We start from the raw sequence: 16,630 nt of genomic DNA on the forward strand, positions 1-16,630 counted from the left end.
TAGTTAAGACTTATTCACCTTCAAAATAAAGATCAGGAATTCGGATCAAGCGAAGGCTTGATCCGGTTTTCGCTTAGTGTTGTGGCTGTGGTGGGAAGTTAGCCAGCAACTCCGAAATGGTTTTGTTGATTGATGCTGTTCTTTGATCTGGTGATTGGTTGCTACGTAAGCGACCTTCTTTTGCACCGCGCCAAACTAGCTGGTTAGATGCTTTGTCTATCATATCGAGTACTAGCGTACCTACTTCATATTCACGTGTTGTGGTCTGTGTTTGCCAGCCAATACCCCAGTAGTTCCAACGCGCACCATACGTGGTGTGAAGTGAGTCAGATTCAATTTTTGTATCAACTGATGCGTGATAGTTAACCAGTAAGTCGGCCGATTGCGGATCGGTGAGGGTGAAACCTTGTTTGCTCATTTCGTTTTGAATTGCACTGCGGATCCGCTTTTCCATTAAGTCATTGACTTGGTATTCACGACCATTATTTTTTAGGTCTGCTTCAGGTGACCAAGCATAGGTTTTGTAGTTAGCGAATTGTACAGACTTATCATAATCCCAATCAGGGGTTTTGGCGCAGGCCGCTAACATCAGCACCAAAGTGGCGATAACAATATTCTTAAACATGTGTCTTTACTCCTTAGTCGGATGTTTGCTCTACCTTAACGTGTTAAGGCGTTAAATGGTAGAGACAAGCACCCTTTAATAATTGTATCTAAGACATTAACTTGGGATTAATGTTCCACTTCTATCCAGTCTTTTTCATCCACCCAGTTTTGGCTACCTTGTGCAACACTGCGGATTGGCACCAAGTAGTCACAGCTGATCTGTGGTTTCACCGATGCAAAAATTGGCACAAACCCAAAGCTTAGTGCGGTTTCGATAATAGCCTTTTGGTTTTGTGGGTCGATATCTGCGGCTTCATCGATATAAATTGGGATACGATACATCGCTTGCTCTTGATCAGATAACAGATAGCGAATAAATAGCATGCCACATAAAAGCTTGATAGTGATCCGCGTACCGTTTGAGCCGGCCGAGTCAATTTTATCAAAGTGCTCAGTGTCACCTGCGCGGTTGACCACCTCAAAGCGAATGTCGAAGAGATCGGTTAACGTCAATCCCGCTTTATCACTTGCTAGTTTGATGATGTGATCTTTCGCCTCATTAACAGACTTTTCTGAGCTAGGCTGCTCGCTCAGTAAGTCTAAGCTTTCGCCCTTTTCATATAAATCTGAAGTGCTGATAATGGTATCTATGCTATCAACTAGCATCTTACGAGGGATGACATTGATTTTGAATGCCTGCAAGTTAGAGATTCGATGCTGGCTTATGCCTTTGTTAAAGCTGTTCATCTCTCGGCGTAAGCGGTCTAAGTCTTGACGCAGTCCTTTAATGGTTGCGGCCACTTCAGTGAGCGCCACTCGTGCTTGTTTATCGACGGCATCTCGTTCGTTATCTAAGTTATGATACGCGCTGATCAGCTTTTGATACTTAATGCTAACGTCTGACTCGTTTTCAAACTTAGTGATCCCAGCATTGTAGATATGCAAGTAGGTATTACGAACATTAACGTCTAAGTTTCTAAGCTCATTACAATCTTTGTTAAACTGGTGGATCACTTCAGAGAGATTATCAAAATCAAGATTAATTTCTATTTCATACGGTGCCAGCTTACCTGAATATAGGTCTAGTGTGTGGTCGATACGTTCTGACTTCACTTGCTTTAGGCGGTCGGCTTGGCGCACCAACAAGTCTTGCTTGCTTTTAATGATAGAGCGGCGGTCTGAAATTGAACCAGCATTACGTTGAATATCATGTAAATATTCATCAACTTGCTCTCGTTCCATCTCTAGTTGCTCTTTTAGTGCTTGTTGAGCATCGACCGATTGCAACATGGTTTGATACTGCTCAAAGCGTTTCATGGCCGCTTCTGTTGCCATGAGTTCATCATAAAGCGCATCACGTTCTTTTTGCTTTTCAGCGACGTTTGCGGCTACTTCTCGCTGCTGCTTTAAGTCGTTAAGCGACTGTTGTAGTGACTCTAGTTGTGCTTGCAATTGGGCTTTGTTCTCACCGCTTTGCATTTGTACTGGACTCAGTTTTTTCAACTTAACGGTAGCACCAGGTACTTTAAGCTCACCGCCTTGAACTGACTTAGATAGCGACTCTAAAAATGCGCCAAAGGCATCTTCGTCGGTGATATCAATTTCACCTTGAGAAGTGGTTGAAAACGATAATAAATCTGGGTTCAAGATCCGCGAGATCTCTTCCACTTCTTTTAAAGAAAGATCTTCACGCATACGAGTAAACAAGTTGAACTCAAGGTTCTTGAGTTGCAGTTTTAAACTCTTAATCTGCTTTTGCGTTTCATTGATGCGAAAATCAAGGGTATGGAGACTTTGCCCCTGTGCACTATTAATAGAGAAGGAAAGCTGCTCATATTCCTTTTTCAACAGCGTTAAATTGGTTTTAAGCGTTGCATGATTAGTCAGTTCAAATTCACGTTTTAACGCGTGGAAATCGGTAAACCATTGCTCTATTTGGGTTTGCTTACGCTCGATATCGCGAGATTGCTGGACGTACAGCTGCTGCTTAGACTCAAATTCGCGCTTTTCGGCTTCGATGTCTTCTAGCTGTGTTGCCAGCTCTGCAATTTGCTCGTTGTGATAGTTATCATATTCAACCAAAGCTAAATCGAGTTTCGGGGCGTAAGCCGCCAGTTTACCTTTTAATACCGCTTCATTTTCAAGCATTTTCTCAAGGGCTGAAATTGGCTCTTGCATCGACTCCAGCGCATTTAGTTCACGGCGCGCGCGGTTGACCTTATCGAAAGCGCGACGCCAGACTTCATAAAAGTCGACTTTCGAGTTCGACATATGGCGTTCAAACACCTTGAGCATAAAGCGCTTTACGTCTTGCGCGCCGAGTTTATGCAGATTCAGAATACGACGGAATATTTCTTTGTATACCGGCGCATCTTGGACATTATTCAGTGGGATCATCTTCAGGTTGATATCGCCATCAAATGGTGTGGCGCCACCTGTGAGTAGGGCATTAAGCTCTTGTGCTTTTAGCTCTACAGGCTTAAGTTGTTTTTCCTGTAAGTGATTAAATAGCTTAGTGTACTTGATGATACTTTTACCTTGGGTGTAATCATCAAGATTCAGTTTGCCTTGATAGCAAAAAAACTGGTGCGCGTAACCGGCGATTTTACCCAGCCCCGCAACGCCAATGACCACATCGCCGTGGGGGAGGTTGGCTTCCAGCAAAATATAGGATTGATCAGAAGAAAAGTAGAACTTACGCGTTTCTTCTAAATCGTGACCATCCCATTCAGTCAGTCTTAAATCGTTGATAAGTGGAAACTGCAGCGCATTGATCACCGAGCTTTTACCGGTGTTATTCGGAGCGCAGATAGACGCGCTTTTATCCAGAGGAATGACACATTTAGCGTATCCGGCGGTATTTAATAATGCTAGTTTCCTTAAGCCGTACAACTGCTCGCTCATAGCTCGTCCTCAATATCATATTGTTCTTCGTTTACTTCCATTAGCGCGTCAATGTAGCGATAAATCGGTGCAAGTAGCATAAAGCCTTGCTCAACCTCACGGGCTAGACCCAGTCTCACCATACGTAAAAACACGTCTTTTCTGAGATCTGAGCCCGAAAATATTTCCAACTGATCAAAAAGATGCTTATTGAGCTGCACTATGGTTTGCATTAGCTCTAAATCGCAGCTTTCATCAAATAGTACGCGAAGCGGATCTTTACCTTGGTTGGCATAGTGTTCAATCAAAATATAAATGGTTAGGGCAATCGCACGGGAAATTTTCCCCATATTTGGCGTGCTTTCATCGCTTGCCAAATAATAAAAACCACGGGCATCGTGCTGTAAGTCATGGCCTAAGGCTGAAAATAGCGCTTGATAGCTATCAATTTGCTGATCTAATTCTTGCCAAAGGGTAGTGTCTTGCTCACTGATATGATACCCGCTCACCAGTTTTTTATTAATGGCTTGGAGTTCATTGAGCATGTCTAAGTTAATTGTCGTCATAATGCTAATCTTGTTTTGCTTTGGCACTAAATGGATATAAAGAGAAGGTATGCGATGCGATAGTGATCTTACTCTTTTGTTGCTCTTGGCTAAGTGCCAAGTCAGATTCGTTGATCAGCTTTTGATAAAGAAACAGCATTTCGTCTGCTTCGAGATCTGGGTAGCTATCGCTTAAAAAGCCCAATAGTGCCTGGCGCTTTTTACCGGTTTGTTGAAATCTCGTTTTTACTGAGTTGTAATCTGGAATGTTAGGGCTTTGATAAGCTGGCACATTGTCGTGATCGGGTAGCTGATATTCTTCATGCTCAAACTCAACAAGACTTGCCATATAAGCGACCATGTGACGCTTTTGTCCGAGGTTAAAACGTTGAATGTCTGACACAAATTCTGGTTGAACTGGTGAGAGTAAACGGTCAACGCCGCGCTTTCTAATTTGTCCAAGGACTTTAGAGGCTTGCCGCGTAATGAGTGTATTGCGGCGTAGCTCTTCTCTTAACGGCATGAGGAGATCGGCACTGCGGCTTAAACTTTCTCTACCAATGAGGTGCATATCTAAAATGCGTGTTCTGAGCTGCTCCAGCATGCGTTTGTCTGCAGCACCACGGCCTAATTGTTCAATCTCGTCAATTTGCTCACTGACCTGAAGCTCTATTTGATCAAAGCAGCGTTGGAAAGGGCCATGAATATCGACCATTTCCAGCATAGGTTCGATATATTCGTCAAACGCTTCCAGTACCGCTTTATATCTCATGCCAAGAGAAAGCGTTGAAGTGTCAGACTTTGCTTGTTCAACCAAGTTCATGATAGCGCTTTCGTTATGCTCGAACAGCTTAACAATTTTACGAACGCGTTCGTCCATAATGCGGCTAAAACGGCGTAGCTCAGAGTAGTCAGCCTCTTCACCAGCTTGTGCGATGCGATTACCTAATCTTTCTAAGTCTTTTACCAGCACCGTGATCTCTTCCGCTAAACCAAGGCTCTCTTCTTGTAAAAGAAAGCTGGCGAAGTCAGCGATGGCACGGTTGATTTCTAACTGTGAAGATTTAGCTAAAGGGATAATAATTTCTTGTTGGAGTAATCGATTGGTTTCTTTATAAATTCGTTCACTCGACCAGCTAGGGTTTTTCTGTTTTAGGATGTTTTGTACATCTTTTAGACTGAAATCTGCGAGCTTAAATCGTTTAAAAAGTAGCTCGAGTACGCTCCAGTGTTCATTTATCGTATTTAATAATTTTTTTGCTGGGATCATAACTTTCCAGTGTGTAGTAGCTAAGTTACATCGCTACTTCATCAATTTGTCACAAAATGTTTATCGTACGTAGCATGGGGACTGTGATGGTGCTAGAATCCGCCGCGAAAACGAACCCACCCCTTGTTACATTTAATTACAGGTTGTTTACGCATTATGGTCACGCCCATTATTCTAACCCTGATCGCCATCGCTTTTATACTCATCGTTATAGAAGATATTATTCACGTAAACAAGGCCAAAACAACGCTTTTTTTTGGTACTTTATGTTGGATTATCGCCTTTATCTCTCCAATTCATGGTCAAAGCCCAGAAATTGTACAAATTGAGCTAGACCATAACATTTTAGAAATCGCGACACTTTGGCTGTTCTTAATGGCTGCCATGACGTTTGTGGCTTACTTGAACTCAAAAGGGTTTATCCAAAATATTGTTCACCGGATCATGCCAACCCATATTAGCGAACGCAAGCTAATGTTTTTGGTCGGTGCTTTTGCATTCATATTTTCATCCATCTCGGATAATATTACTGCGACGCTTATTTCATTAGCTGTGGTCATGTCTTTGAAACTTGACCCGAAAAAGTTAATAAAATATGCGACGTTAATTATCTTCAGTGTCAACTCCGGTGGGGTATCATTGATCACCGGTGATGTAACCACCTTGATGATATTTTTGGCCGATAAAGTCACGATCCCAAACCTTTTATTGCTGATCATGCCGTCGATGTTGAGTGTATTTGTGTTAGCAGCCATGCTTTCTATTGGTATGAATGAAAAAATTACCTTTGAAAAGGCAGAATTACGCAGAATTGAAAAGACCGATATCACGATTGCACTCATCTTCTTATCAACCATTTTTGCCACGTTATTCTTAAGCGTGCAATACCATGTGCCGCCGATGCTAACTTTCTTATTTGGCTTGTCTTTGATGTTCTTAATGGCGCAATTCTTGATGCGCAAGAAAGACGTTAATAAGAAAATCATCGACTATATCCGTGAAATTGAATACGACACCTTATTGTTCTTTGTGGGTGTGCTGTTATTAGTTGGTGCGTTGAAAGAGGTCGGTGTACTGTCTAAATTTACCGATTTATACCTGCATCTTGCGCCGGAATACGCAAACTACTTGGTCGGTTTAATGAGTGCGGCGGTAGATAACGTGCCTTTGACGGCGGCACTATTAAAAGCAGACATTACGATGACTCCAGCGCAATGGCTAACCTTTACTTATGCGACTGGCGTTGGTGGCTCTATGCTTATCATTGGCTCTGCAGCGGGGATCATTGCAATGAGTAAGGTTAAAGCCTTAACCTTCTCAAGCTATCTTAAAATGAGTATCTATCTGCTTATCGCATATACCATTGGATATAGTGGCGCGTATTTCGCGGGTCAGCTTATTTAAGACCAATGGATTTAATTTTTTACCGCTTTGGGATAAGTTTTTCATAAATAACTTGACACCTAGACGGCTAAAAGATAATTTTCTTACATCGCCCGCATTTATTGCGGGCTTTTATTTTGCTTTTATTCAGATTAACAAAGGCAAAATAAACAGAAGAGGCGCGATGCTTAGGTAGTTAGTGTGAGGTGACGAGACCAATGACCACTAGTGAGGGAAGTATTCGCCGAGGAGAAAAGTTGCTCGTCGCAACGATTCTTCGGTTTACGAGGCTGAATCCTCGGAACTGTCACCGTATTGGTGGAGAGCTTCTGGCAAAGGTCATTTCAAGCGTTCGTCTTTCTAGAAATCCCATGCCGAGTTCTCCTTATAAAATTTGACTGTGCCAACAGTCGAGAGGAGAGAAAATGAATTCGCAGTATGTTGTAGCCAAATTTGGCGGTACCAGTGTCGCTGACTTTGAAGCTATGTCTCGTTGTGCTCACATTGTTCGTGACAACCCAAATGTTCGCGTGGTGGTTGTGAGTGCATGTGCTGGCGTAACCAATCACCTTGTAACGCTAACCCAACAAAAGGAAGATGAAGCCGGGCGCAAAGCAGTTGTTGCAGCGGTTGAAAACATACAGCAAGCGATTATCGACCAAGTGTCTTTGGATGCTGATCTTGCTGAGGGTTACAAGCAAACTTTCAGTGAATTTGAAAACCTTGCGAGTTTACCTGCACTTAGCAGACAGCAATGCGATGAAATGTTGAGCTTTGGCGAACGTTTTTCTTCTTATTTGTTTACCCAAATACTACGTAATAATCAGGTTCAGGCGTCGCGCTTTGATGTGCGTAAAGTGCTTAAAACAGATAATCAATTTGGAAAAGCGAATCCAAATGTTGCAGCTACGCGTGAAGCCGCGCAAACCAATTTGGTCGCGCTACTTGGCGACACAGTGCAGGTGACGCAAGGGTTTATTGGTAGTGACCAATACGGCCAGACGACCACGCTTGGTCGTGGCGGTTCTGACTACAGTGCTGCATTGTTAGCAGAGGCAATTGACGCGTCAAGTGTGCATATTTGGACCGATGTCGTTGGTATTTTCAGTACCGATCCGCGTTTGTGTGTAAAGGCTAGACCTATTCCTCGTTTGAGTTTTGATGAAGCGGCCGAAATGGCGACATTTGGTGCCAAGGTGTTACATCCCGCAACTATATTGCCAGCGAGTCGTAAAGGTATTTCAGTATTTGTTGGTTCAAGCCGTGATCCGCAAGCGGGTGGCACTTGGATTGAAAAAGAGAAAACGGCGCAAGCAGGCATTCGCGCAGTGACACAACGTAAAAACCAAATACTATTGACGCTAAAGAGCCCTGAAATGCTTCTTGCAAGCGGCTTTTTGGCTCGTATCTTCACCATTTTAAGTAATTACAATATATCGGTTGACTTGGTAACGACTTCGGAAATTAGTGTCGCGCTTACGCTAGATAATGCACCGAATGCTTCTCGACCCGAGCTAGAACAAGCTTGTTTGGATGAACTTGGCGAGTTTTGTCATGTGACCGTTGAAAATAATCTTACTTTGGTGGCCATGATAGGTTCTGAGATCCAGTTGAAGAAGTGCCAACTTAACCTGATGGATGTGTTGTCAGAGTTTAATATTCGATTGATATGCCATGGTGCGAGCAAGCACAATCTGTGCTTTTTAGTTGAGCAGCAGGAGTCAGATCAGGTCGTACAGTCAATTCATGCTAAATTACTAGAGGTTGCATAAGTGAATTTATTGTTTTTTAGGAACTAATAAAAAAGTTGCATTATTGAGTAATGGGTGGCACTTTGTTTATAACGGTTAGGGTCTGCTGACCATCAAGTTTGTTTTTCCCTAGGAGTGCCATCATGAATTATAAAGACGTCTACGAATTCTGGTTTGTTGAATGCACTGAATCAGATTGGTGGAAGAAGTCTGCGGACTTTGATCGCATAATAAAAAATCGCTTCGGTATTTTGCACCAAATGGCGCACCAAGGTGAGCTTTCGAGCTGGAGAGCAACACCACTTGGCGCGCTGTGCGAAATCATTATCTTAGATCAGTTTTCACGCAATATATTCAGAGACACTCCAGAGGCGTTTGCCAGTGATCCTTTGGCGCTGAGCCTCACCCAACACGCCATCGAAAAGGGCTATCACCGCCAGCTCAATGATACTGAATTGATGTTTTTATACCTACCTATGATGCATAGCGAAAGTCGCATCATCCATCGTGCAGCAGACCATTATTTTCGCGACCTGCCCAATTATGATTTTGAAGTCGCGCATAAAAAAATTATCGATAGATTTGGCCGTTATCCCCATCGAAATGAAATACTCAATCGCGATTCAACAGAAGAAGAAATGGACTTTCTAGAGACGCCCAACTCGAGTTTTTGAGGCACGGCTAGAACCTCTCGCATTTTCAGCGGAAGTACGTATAATCGGCCGTCTACAAAAATAATGATTGATTACAGACATGGCTCATACGCGCGATGGATTTCAAAGCCGACTTGGCTTTGTGTTAGCAGCAGCTGGTGCGGCTGTTGGACTTGGTAACATTTGGGGATTTCCTACACAAGCCGCAAACCACGGTGGCGGTGCATTTTTACTGGTTTATTTTGCGGTAATTTTCTTACTCGCATTACCTGCACTTTACACAGAATTGTATTTAGGCCATCAGGCACAAGCAAACCCAGTTAAAGCACTTAAAACAGCCTGGCGTGAAGGTAATCCGAAAATAGGAGCCGCGGCGGGGTATATCGGCCTTGCTGGTGCTATCGTGATGCTCAGCTTTTACTCCATTGTGGCTGGGTGGATGCTGTCTCATGCACTTGATCCTCTTGCGCAAATGGCTGAATTAGATACCGCACACCAGTTTCTTAGCGGTGACTCGATGCTGAGAAACTTTATCTTTACGCCACTGATGCTAATTTTGACTGCGAGCATTATTCTCAAAGGCGTAAAATCAGGTATAGAAGCTTGGTCGCGCAGACTTATGCCGTTGTTACTGGTATTACTGCTTTGCCTTATTGGCTATATGGCGACATTAGACGGCGCAGCAGAAGGGTTTAGAACGTATTTAGTTCCGGACTTTTCAAAAATTAGCGATCCTGACTTGATCATTGCGGCGATGGGGCAGGCGTTTTTTTCGTTATCGTTGGGTGTGGGCTGCATGATGATTTATGGCTCGTACTTAAAACCGAATGAAAATCTACCTAAGCTTACGTTTAGTGTTGCAATGCTAGACACCAGTGTCGCATTTTTGGCCGGTTTACTTATTATCCCTGCAATATTCGTTGCGCAGCAAAATGGTGTTCAAGTATTTCAAGACGGCAAATTAATCGGTGAAGGCCGGTTGATTTTTGCCATTTTACCCGAGCTATTTGCCAATATGGGGGAAATGGGATTATTAGTTAGCCTGACTTTCTTTGTGCTTATGTCTATTGCGTCGGTAACTTCTACCATTTCTTCAACAGAAATTCCGGTATCTTTCTTGGTTGAAAACCATGGCTTTCAACGTAAACAAGCGACTTGGTTGGTTACGTTAGTTATCTTATTAGCATCGAGCACGATTATTCTAAACTTTGATTGGCTGTTCGAATTGGTGATCAGTCTATTCACGCAATATCAGCTACCATTGATGGGACTGTTCTACTTTATTACTGTTGGCTGGGTTTGGAAGCGTGGTAATCAGCTTCACTTAGAATCTCGTGGTGCACATTACTGGTTTGCTCAGTACGTTAGATTTGTTTGCCCAGTCTTGATGACCGCGGTATTTATTAACGTAGCACTGGCAAAGTAGTGGTCATTTATTTTCAAAAAACGGGAAGCATAGGCTTCCCGTTTTCATTTTGATAACAAGGCTCAAAAATCACGAGGGGAAACGAACTCCCCAGCTTGAATGCTCTCATAAGTTCGTTGCGCCAATGAATCTAGGTTGGCTAAATCTTTTCCCATTGAAGCCAGTTGGTTTGTCACTGGAATAATATCGATATCTTCAACCCCAGAAAGTTGAGCCACTCGGGCAAACGTATATGCGTGCTTATATTTTTCGTGTTTGTAGAAAATACTGACTAAAGATGAATAGACTTCTGGGTTAGGGGTATGGCCGCTTTTATTCAGCTCTAATACGCGGTAGAGAATATCAACGGTTTTATCATCATCTACTTTGGCGTAAAACTCTGCGAGGAAAAGCTGAATTTCGGGATCGTTTTGAACTCTAGGGTCATCCTGCATGTTCAAAAGCTTGTTCATTGCTGTGCGATCATTGTTACGAGACCAATGATAATAAAGTAGGCCTGGGTGGTTACTGCCTTTTGTTTCATTATAAATACGTGTCATTTCTTTTAATGCAGTGAGATGACCTTCCACTCGTGAAGTGGTTTTTTCTTTTAACTTGATGTGCTCAATTTTGGCAGCGCGAGAAACACATAGGTTGTAGCTTTCTAAATTTTGCAACAAGTCATATTTGTTTTCGTCCGTCGGTGACTTGTATTCGTGATAGCGCGCGTAGATTAGCGACGCACGTTCGTCTTTACAGTGACTGTCTTTATTTAAGTCTTCACAAAAACCAGGCGTTTCGCTACACACTTGGTTCAGGGTTAGGGTGTCGTCGCAACCAGCAAGTAGTAACGCTGCAAAAACTAGCGACTTTTTAAACGCCATAGTTTGACCTCAATGATTTTTTATAATTATAGGGGGTTACGCCCGAATAAACAGGGTAGAGCTAATAGTTTACTAGTTTAACGCAATGAATTGTTCGGTAACAGTGGAGAATCACGGCAGTTTAAATTAGAATAGCCGTGCCCATTCGGGCTATCCGTTCAAAGAAAATTGTTTATTAGGCAGAAAAAATGACCTTATCTCACGAGCAAGAATATCAAAACAGCTGGCAAGAGCGTCAAGATTATGCAGAAAGCATGCAACCCCTAATCGGTCGTCTATACCGTAACAAAGGCGTTGAAATCTCTGTATACGGTCGTCCTCTTGTGAGCGCAAGCACCATTGATGTTATCAAAGCACACAAAACAGTAGCACGTTTTGAAGAGCGTAAACTACGTCTTCGTGAAAGCTTTCCATTCTTAGAAGTGATCAGCAAAATGGAATTAGCACCAGGTCGTGTTGACCTTGGTAAGCTAGCTTATGCCTACATTTATAAAAATGCAGGTGAAGGCCGCTCAATCGAAGAGTTTTTAAATGCAGAACTTGCAGAATTACTAAACCAAGGCGCACGTCCAGAACCTCGTGACGTTGTTCTTTATGGTTTTGGTCGCATTGGCCGTTTATTAGCACGCCTACTTATCGAACGTGGCGGCTCTCACGCTGATTTACGCCTACGTGCAATCGTTGTTCGCGGTGGCCGCGATGGTGATCTTGAGAAACGTGCAAGTTTATTGCGCCGTGACTCAATTCATGGTCCTTTCAATGGTTCAATCACAGTGGACCATGAAAAAGGTGCGATTAAAGCAAACGGTAACTACATTCAAGTTATCTACGCAAACTCACCTGAAGAAGTGGATTACACAAAATACGGTATTGAAAACGCACTTATCGTAGATAATACAGGTGTTTGGAAAGATGAAGATGGCTTAGGTAAACACCTTAAGTCAATTGGTGCGTCTAAAGTGCTACTTACAGCGCCAGCTAAAGGCGACATCAAAAACATCGTTTATGGTGTTAACAACTCAGACATTCAGTCTGAAGACAAGATTGTTTCTGCAGCAAGCTGTACAACTAACGCAATCACACCGGTCTTAAAAGCACTTAACGACAAGTTTGGTATTAAAAACGGTCACGTTGAAACGGTTCACTCTTACACCAATGACCAAAACTTGATCGACAACTACCACAAAGCTGAGCGTCGTGGTCGTAGTGCGGCATTGAACATGGTTATTACTTCAACCGGTGCTGCGAAAGCGGTTGCTAAAGCACTGCCAGAGCTTGCTGGTAAACTAACTGGTAACGCAATCCGTGTACCAACACCAAACGTATCAATGGCAATTCTTAACCTAAATCTAGGTAAAGAAACAACTGCTGAAGAGCTAAATGAATTCCTTCGTGAGTCTTCACTTTACTCTGAACTACGTGACCAGATTGACTACACTGCATCAACAGAAATCGTGTCTACTGACCTTGTGGGTAGCCGTTATGCAGGTGTGGTTGACTCAAAAGCAACGATCGTTGATGGCGACCGTGTAGTACTTTACGTATGGTACGATAACGAGTTTGGTTACAGCTGCCAGGTTGTACGTGTAATGCAAGACATGGCGGAAGTAAAATTCCCGAGCCTACCTCGCTAACACAAGATTTACGATAAAAAGCCAGCACCAGCTGGCTTTTTTAGTTTTTGAAACAAATTGGTTGTGGTAGGCTTGCAAAGATAGGTCAGCTACAATTAGCTAACAAAAAGTTATGTAATTACTTAGCGCGAACAGCAGCGCAGCATTACAACTTCTTTCAGTTGTAACATTGTTCTGAATGGACGCCAAGCTAGGTATGGTAACAGTGTATTTACACAGCAGTTTTTAACTTATTTAGGGAAACCTATGCGCATTACGAGTAATTTCGATAGTGGTAATATCAAGGTGGTAAAAGCAGAATCACCTGCGGATATTCAACTAGAAATCAATAAAGACAATGAGTCAGACTTTTTTCAATGGTTTCACTTTAGACTTGAGTCTACGCCTTTTTTAGAGCACAAAATTCATATCAACCAGCTACTAAACTCAGCCTACCCAGAAGGTTGGGATGATTATCATGCGGTTGCATCTTACGATCGTCAAACTTGGTTCCGTGTGCCAACCCGTTATGAGAATGGTACATTAACTATCGATTTTGAGCCTGAATGTGCTCACACCTACTTTGCTTATTTTGCGCCTTATAGTTATGAGCGCCATTTAGACCTAGTCTACTGGGCTCAAGCCCATGATGCGTGCGTTGTAGAGACGCTAGGTCAAACGCTTGATGGCCGTGATATGAGCTTACTCACTATTGGTGAGCCGTCAGATGAGAAGAAAAAGATTTGGATCACGGCGCGCCAGCACCCAGGTGAAACGATGGCAGAATGGTTTGTTGAAGGTTTGCTTCACAAACTATTGGATGACGAGGATCCACATGCCGCTGCACTGTTATCGAAAGCGGTATTTTATGTCGTGCCAAATATGAATCCAGACGGCAGCGTTCGTGGTCATCTGCGTACAAATGCAAAAGGCGTTAACCTTAACCGTGAATGGCAAACGCCAACACTTGAGAACTCACCTGAAGTTTATTATGTATTAAATAAAATGCATGAAACTGGGCTGGATATGTACCTCGATATTCATGGTGATGAAGCACTACCGTATAACTTCGTTGCGGGTAGTGAAGGTATTCCGAGTTATGATGATCGCCTACAGCGTTTGGAAGACTCTTTCAAGGCGGCACTGTTAACTATCACACCTGAGTTCCAAGATGAATTTGGTTACGATAAAGATGCACCGGGTGAAGCAAACCTCACCGTTGCTTCGTGTGCTGTCGGTGAAGCGTTCAAAGCGTTGGCTTATACCGTTGAAATGCCGTTTAAGGACAATGCAAATCTGCCAGATCCTTACTTCGGTTGGTCAGACCGACGTTCATATCAGTTTGGTCAAGACACCTTAGCTGCAATCTTAAATGTGGTTGATGACTTAAGATAAGCTTAAAGACGGGTAATCACCATATTGATTACCCGTTTATTTTTGTGCGTTTAAAAGAACAACAAAATAATATTTAAAAATAATAAGGTAGAGCACCTCGACAGGGTGTAATAACAACAATAAAGGGGAATATTCGTGGATGCGTTAGGCAGCTTATTAGATAGCTTAGATGGAATGTTAGGTGGTTCACCTTGGTTCCCGTATGTTCTGTTAGGGGTAGGTTTGTTTTTTACAATCTACTTGAAATTTCCACAGATCAGATATTTCAAACATGCGTGTAAAGTCGTTACTGGTAAATATGATAAAAAAGGCCTAGAAGGCGATACCACGCACTTCCAAGCACTCGCAACGGCACTTTCTGGCACAGTTGGTACTGGTAATATTGGTGGGGTGGCGCTGGCAATTTCAATCGGTGGGCCAGCAGCATTATTTTGGATGTGGATGACTGCCTTTTTTGGTATGACAACCAAGTTTGTGGAAGTCACACTATCGCATAAATACCGTGTACAAACAGATGATGGCACCATGGCCGGTGGTCCAATGTACTATATGGATCGTCGCCTAAACATGAAATGGTTAGCGGTATTATTTGCAATTGCTACTGTGATTAGCTCATTTGGTACAGGTAGCTTGCCGCAGATCAACAACATTGCTCAAGGCATGGAAGCGACCTTTGGTTTTGCACCGATGGCAACCGGTGCTGTGCTTTCAGTTTTGCTTGCGCTTGTAATACTTGGTGGTATCAAGCGCATTGCTGCTATCACTTCTCGCGTCGTGCCATTAATGGCCGCGATTTATATTCTTGGTTCTTTTGCCGTTATCTTCTACAACGTTGAGAATATCGTTCCTTCTTTCCTTTCTGTATTTACAGATGCTTTCACGGGTTCTGCGGCAGCGGGTGGTTTCTTAGGGGCTTCTTTTGCTTATGCATTTAACCGTGGGGTTAACCGAGGTCTGTTTTCTAACGAAGCGGGTCAAGGTTCAGCACCAATCGCGCACGCCTCGGCAAAAGCCGATGAACCAGTGTCTGAAGGTATGGTTTCCATTCTTGAACCGTTTATTGACACAATCATTATCTGTACCTTGACGGGATTGGTTATTTTGTCATCGGGTGTGTGGACCGAAAAGTTCGAAACCCATTTCGAGCGCTCGTCTATGGTTATCTTAGACGGTAAATATGACGAATCGAATCAACAAGACCGAGATGCATTGTACGCCTACTTGAATGGTAAAAAAGAGCATACTGTCAAACCTTTCAATGGTGAGATTGAAGTCGTACAGGGTAAAGCGGTAACGGAAAACTTTACCGTGATCCACTCGCGTTCTATTGGTGAGCAAGTACGCTTTGGTATTACTGAGCGTCACAAGTACACAGGAACGGTCGAAGTGAAAGACGGCTTGCCAACAGACAATAGCATCAGCGTGATTGGTTACTCTTTAGTGCATTCGGCTGAGCTAACAACCAAAGCATTTACCCGAGGTTATTTGGGCGAAAATGGTAAATACATCGTTTCGATTGGTTTGTTGTTATTCGCGTTTTCTACGGCAATTGCATGGTCATACTATGGTGACCGCGCGATGATTTATCTTCTTGGTAGTCGTTCGGTCATGCCGTATCGCGTATTCTATGTTGCAGGCTTCTTCTGGGCGTCGTTTGCTGATACGACACTAGTGTGGAAGTTGGCTGCCGTGGCCATCGTAGTGATGACGTTACCTAACTTGTTTGGTATTTTACTACTCAGAAAAGAAATGAAATCTTCGGTTAAAGAATACTGGGAAGATTTCAACAAAGAACACAAACAGTGAGCGAATTTTAATTAAAATTATCTTGTCATTTAAGGACAAGAGTTCGCAAAGGTAGTAGAATAGGGCGCCTCACAGGTGCCCTTTTTTGTATTATGGAGAAGTAACACGATGGCAATAGCACAGTGCCCAAGCTGCGGTAAATCTATTTCCTCCAAACATAAGTCCTGCCCGCATTGTGAAACCAATTTAGCAGACTTTTCTCAAGAAGACAGAGAGAGAGCGGCCTCTAGAAATCGTGTAAAACGTCAGCAATCTGTAATGAATTACTCGTTTATTGCACTGATCCTAGTACTAGGTGGATTCTTATATATCTATTGGCAGCAGCCTGACCCTAACTCGTTTGAAATGATCGCAAGCAAAAGCGTTATAGGCATTGGTGCGGTTTGGTACTTAATTAATCGAGTCATCCTCGTTATTTTGAAAAAGAAAAAGTAGT

13 protein-coding genes and 1 riboswitch are annotated in these 16,630 nt (G+C 42.9%); of the genes, 8 read left to right on the plus strand and 5 right to left on the minus strand.

Annotation, left to right across the window (positions count from 1 at the left end; all coding sequences use genetic code 11):
* Nucleotides 1-73: 73 nt before the first annotated feature.
* From CTT31_RS07315 to CTT31_RS07330, 4 genes are all read right to left on the minus strand, one after another.
* The gene (locus tag CTT31_RS07315) at nucleotides 74-625 is read right to left on the minus strand and encodes a DUF4136 domain-containing protein (RefSeq protein ID WP_010371911.1); all 552 of its coding nucleotides are present in this window, start codon (nucleotides 623-625) and stop codon (nucleotides 74-76) included.
* 107 nt (nucleotides 626-732) lie between these two features.
* A complete protein-coding gene (locus tag CTT31_RS07320; RefSeq protein WP_260492266.1) occupies nucleotides 733-3,510 on the minus strand; it encodes a coiled-coil domain-containing protein in 2,778 nt (925 codons plus the stop codon).
* Nucleotides 3,507-4,055 (minus strand): condensin complex protein MksE, encoded by a 549-nt coding sequence (locus CTT31_RS07325; protein WP_010371906.1) that lies wholly within the window; start codon nucleotides 4,053-4,055, stop codon nucleotides 3,507-3,509. Before CTT31_RS07325 ends, CTT31_RS07320 begins: the two co-directional genes overlap by 4 nt.
* Before the next feature lie 4 nt (nucleotides 4,056-4,059).
* Nucleotides 4,060-5,304 (minus strand): hypothetical protein, encoded by a 1,245-nt coding sequence (locus tag CTT31_RS07330; RefSeq protein ID WP_260492267.1) that lies wholly within the window; start codon nucleotides 5,302-5,304, stop codon nucleotides 4,060-4,062.
* 156 nt (nucleotides 5,305-5,460) lie between these two features.
* Between CTT31_RS07330 and nhaD the strand changes: the two genes are divergently transcribed.
* The 4 genes from nhaD to CTT31_RS07350 all read left to right on the plus strand — a co-directional run bounded on the left by nhaD (nucleotide 5,461) and on the right by CTT31_RS07350 (nucleotide 10,517).
* Nucleotides 5,461-6,708 carry a sodium:proton antiporter NhaD gene (gene nhaD, locus CTT31_RS07335; protein ID WP_211859963.1) on the plus strand — a complete coding sequence of 416 codons (1,248 nt, stop codon included), beginning with the start codon at nucleotides 5,461-5,463 and terminating at the stop codon, nucleotides 6,706-6,708.
* Between the two features lie 145 nt (nucleotides 6,709-6,853).
* Nucleotides 6,854-7,024, plus strand: a riboswitch (Lysine riboswitch).
* Between the two features lie 88 nt (nucleotides 7,025-7,112).
* Nucleotides 7,113-8,459, plus strand: a complete 1,347-nt coding sequence (gene lysC / locus CTT31_RS07340) for a lysine-sensitive aspartokinase 3 (RefSeq protein WP_193521804.1) — start codon at nucleotides 7,113-7,115, stop codon at nucleotides 8,457-8,459.
* A 122-nt stretch (nucleotides 8,460-8,581) separates the two neighbouring features.
* Nucleotides 8,582-9,112 (plus strand): DUF924 family protein, encoded by a 531-nt coding sequence (locus CTT31_RS07345; protein ID WP_010604514.1) that lies wholly within the window; start codon nucleotides 8,582-8,584, stop codon nucleotides 9,110-9,112.
* Between the two features lie 79 nt (nucleotides 9,113-9,191).
* The gene (locus CTT31_RS07350; protein WP_039495578.1) at nucleotides 9,192-10,517 is read left to right on the plus strand and encodes a sodium-dependent transporter; all 1,326 of its coding nucleotides are present in this window, start codon (nucleotides 9,192-9,194) and stop codon (nucleotides 10,515-10,517) included.
* A 62-nt stretch (nucleotides 10,518-10,579) separates the two neighbouring features.
* Here CTT31_RS07350 and CTT31_RS07355 read toward each other — a convergent pair whose 3' ends face one another.
* Nucleotides 10,580-11,380, minus strand: coding sequence for a DUF2989 domain-containing protein (locus tag CTT31_RS07355; protein ID WP_039495580.1), 801 nt, complete (start codon nucleotides 11,378-11,380; stop codon nucleotides 10,580-10,582).
* Between the two features lie 188 nt (nucleotides 11,381-11,568).
* Here CTT31_RS07355 and CTT31_RS07360 point away from each other — a divergent pair, with 188 nt between their 5' ends.
* The 4 genes from CTT31_RS07360 to CTT31_RS07375 all read left to right on the plus strand — a co-directional run bounded on the left by CTT31_RS07360 (nucleotide 11,569) and on the right by CTT31_RS07375 (nucleotide 16,629).
* The gene (locus CTT31_RS07360) at nucleotides 11,569-13,014 is read left to right on the plus strand and encodes a glyceraldehyde-3-phosphate dehydrogenase (protein WP_017219277.1); all 1,446 of its coding nucleotides are present in this window, start codon (nucleotides 11,569-11,571) and stop codon (nucleotides 13,012-13,014) included.
* Nucleotides 13,015-13,260: 246 nt separating this feature from the next.
* Nucleotides 13,261-14,388: a M14 family metallopeptidase gene (locus CTT31_RS07365; RefSeq protein WP_211859669.1), complete on the plus strand. Its 1,128-nt coding sequence runs from the start codon at nucleotides 13,261-13,263 to the stop codon at nucleotides 14,386-14,388.
* Nucleotides 14,389-14,523: 135 nt separating this feature from the next.
* The gene (locus CTT31_RS07370; protein ID WP_017219279.1) at nucleotides 14,524-16,194 is read left to right on the plus strand and encodes an alanine/glycine:cation symporter family protein; all 1,671 of its coding nucleotides are present in this window, start codon (nucleotides 14,524-14,526) and stop codon (nucleotides 16,192-16,194) included.
* Between the two features lie 108 nt (nucleotides 16,195-16,302).
* A complete protein-coding gene (locus CTT31_RS07375) occupies nucleotides 16,303-16,629 on the plus strand; it encodes a hypothetical protein (RefSeq protein ID WP_039495584.1) in 327 nt (108 codons plus the stop codon).
* Nucleotide 16,630: the final 1 nt, after the last annotated feature.

It is taken from the genome of Pseudoalteromonas maricaloris (assembly GCF_024746855.1).
Lineage (GTDB): Bacteria > Pseudomonadota > Gammaproteobacteria > Enterobacterales > Alteromonadaceae > Pseudoalteromonas > Pseudoalteromonas maricaloris.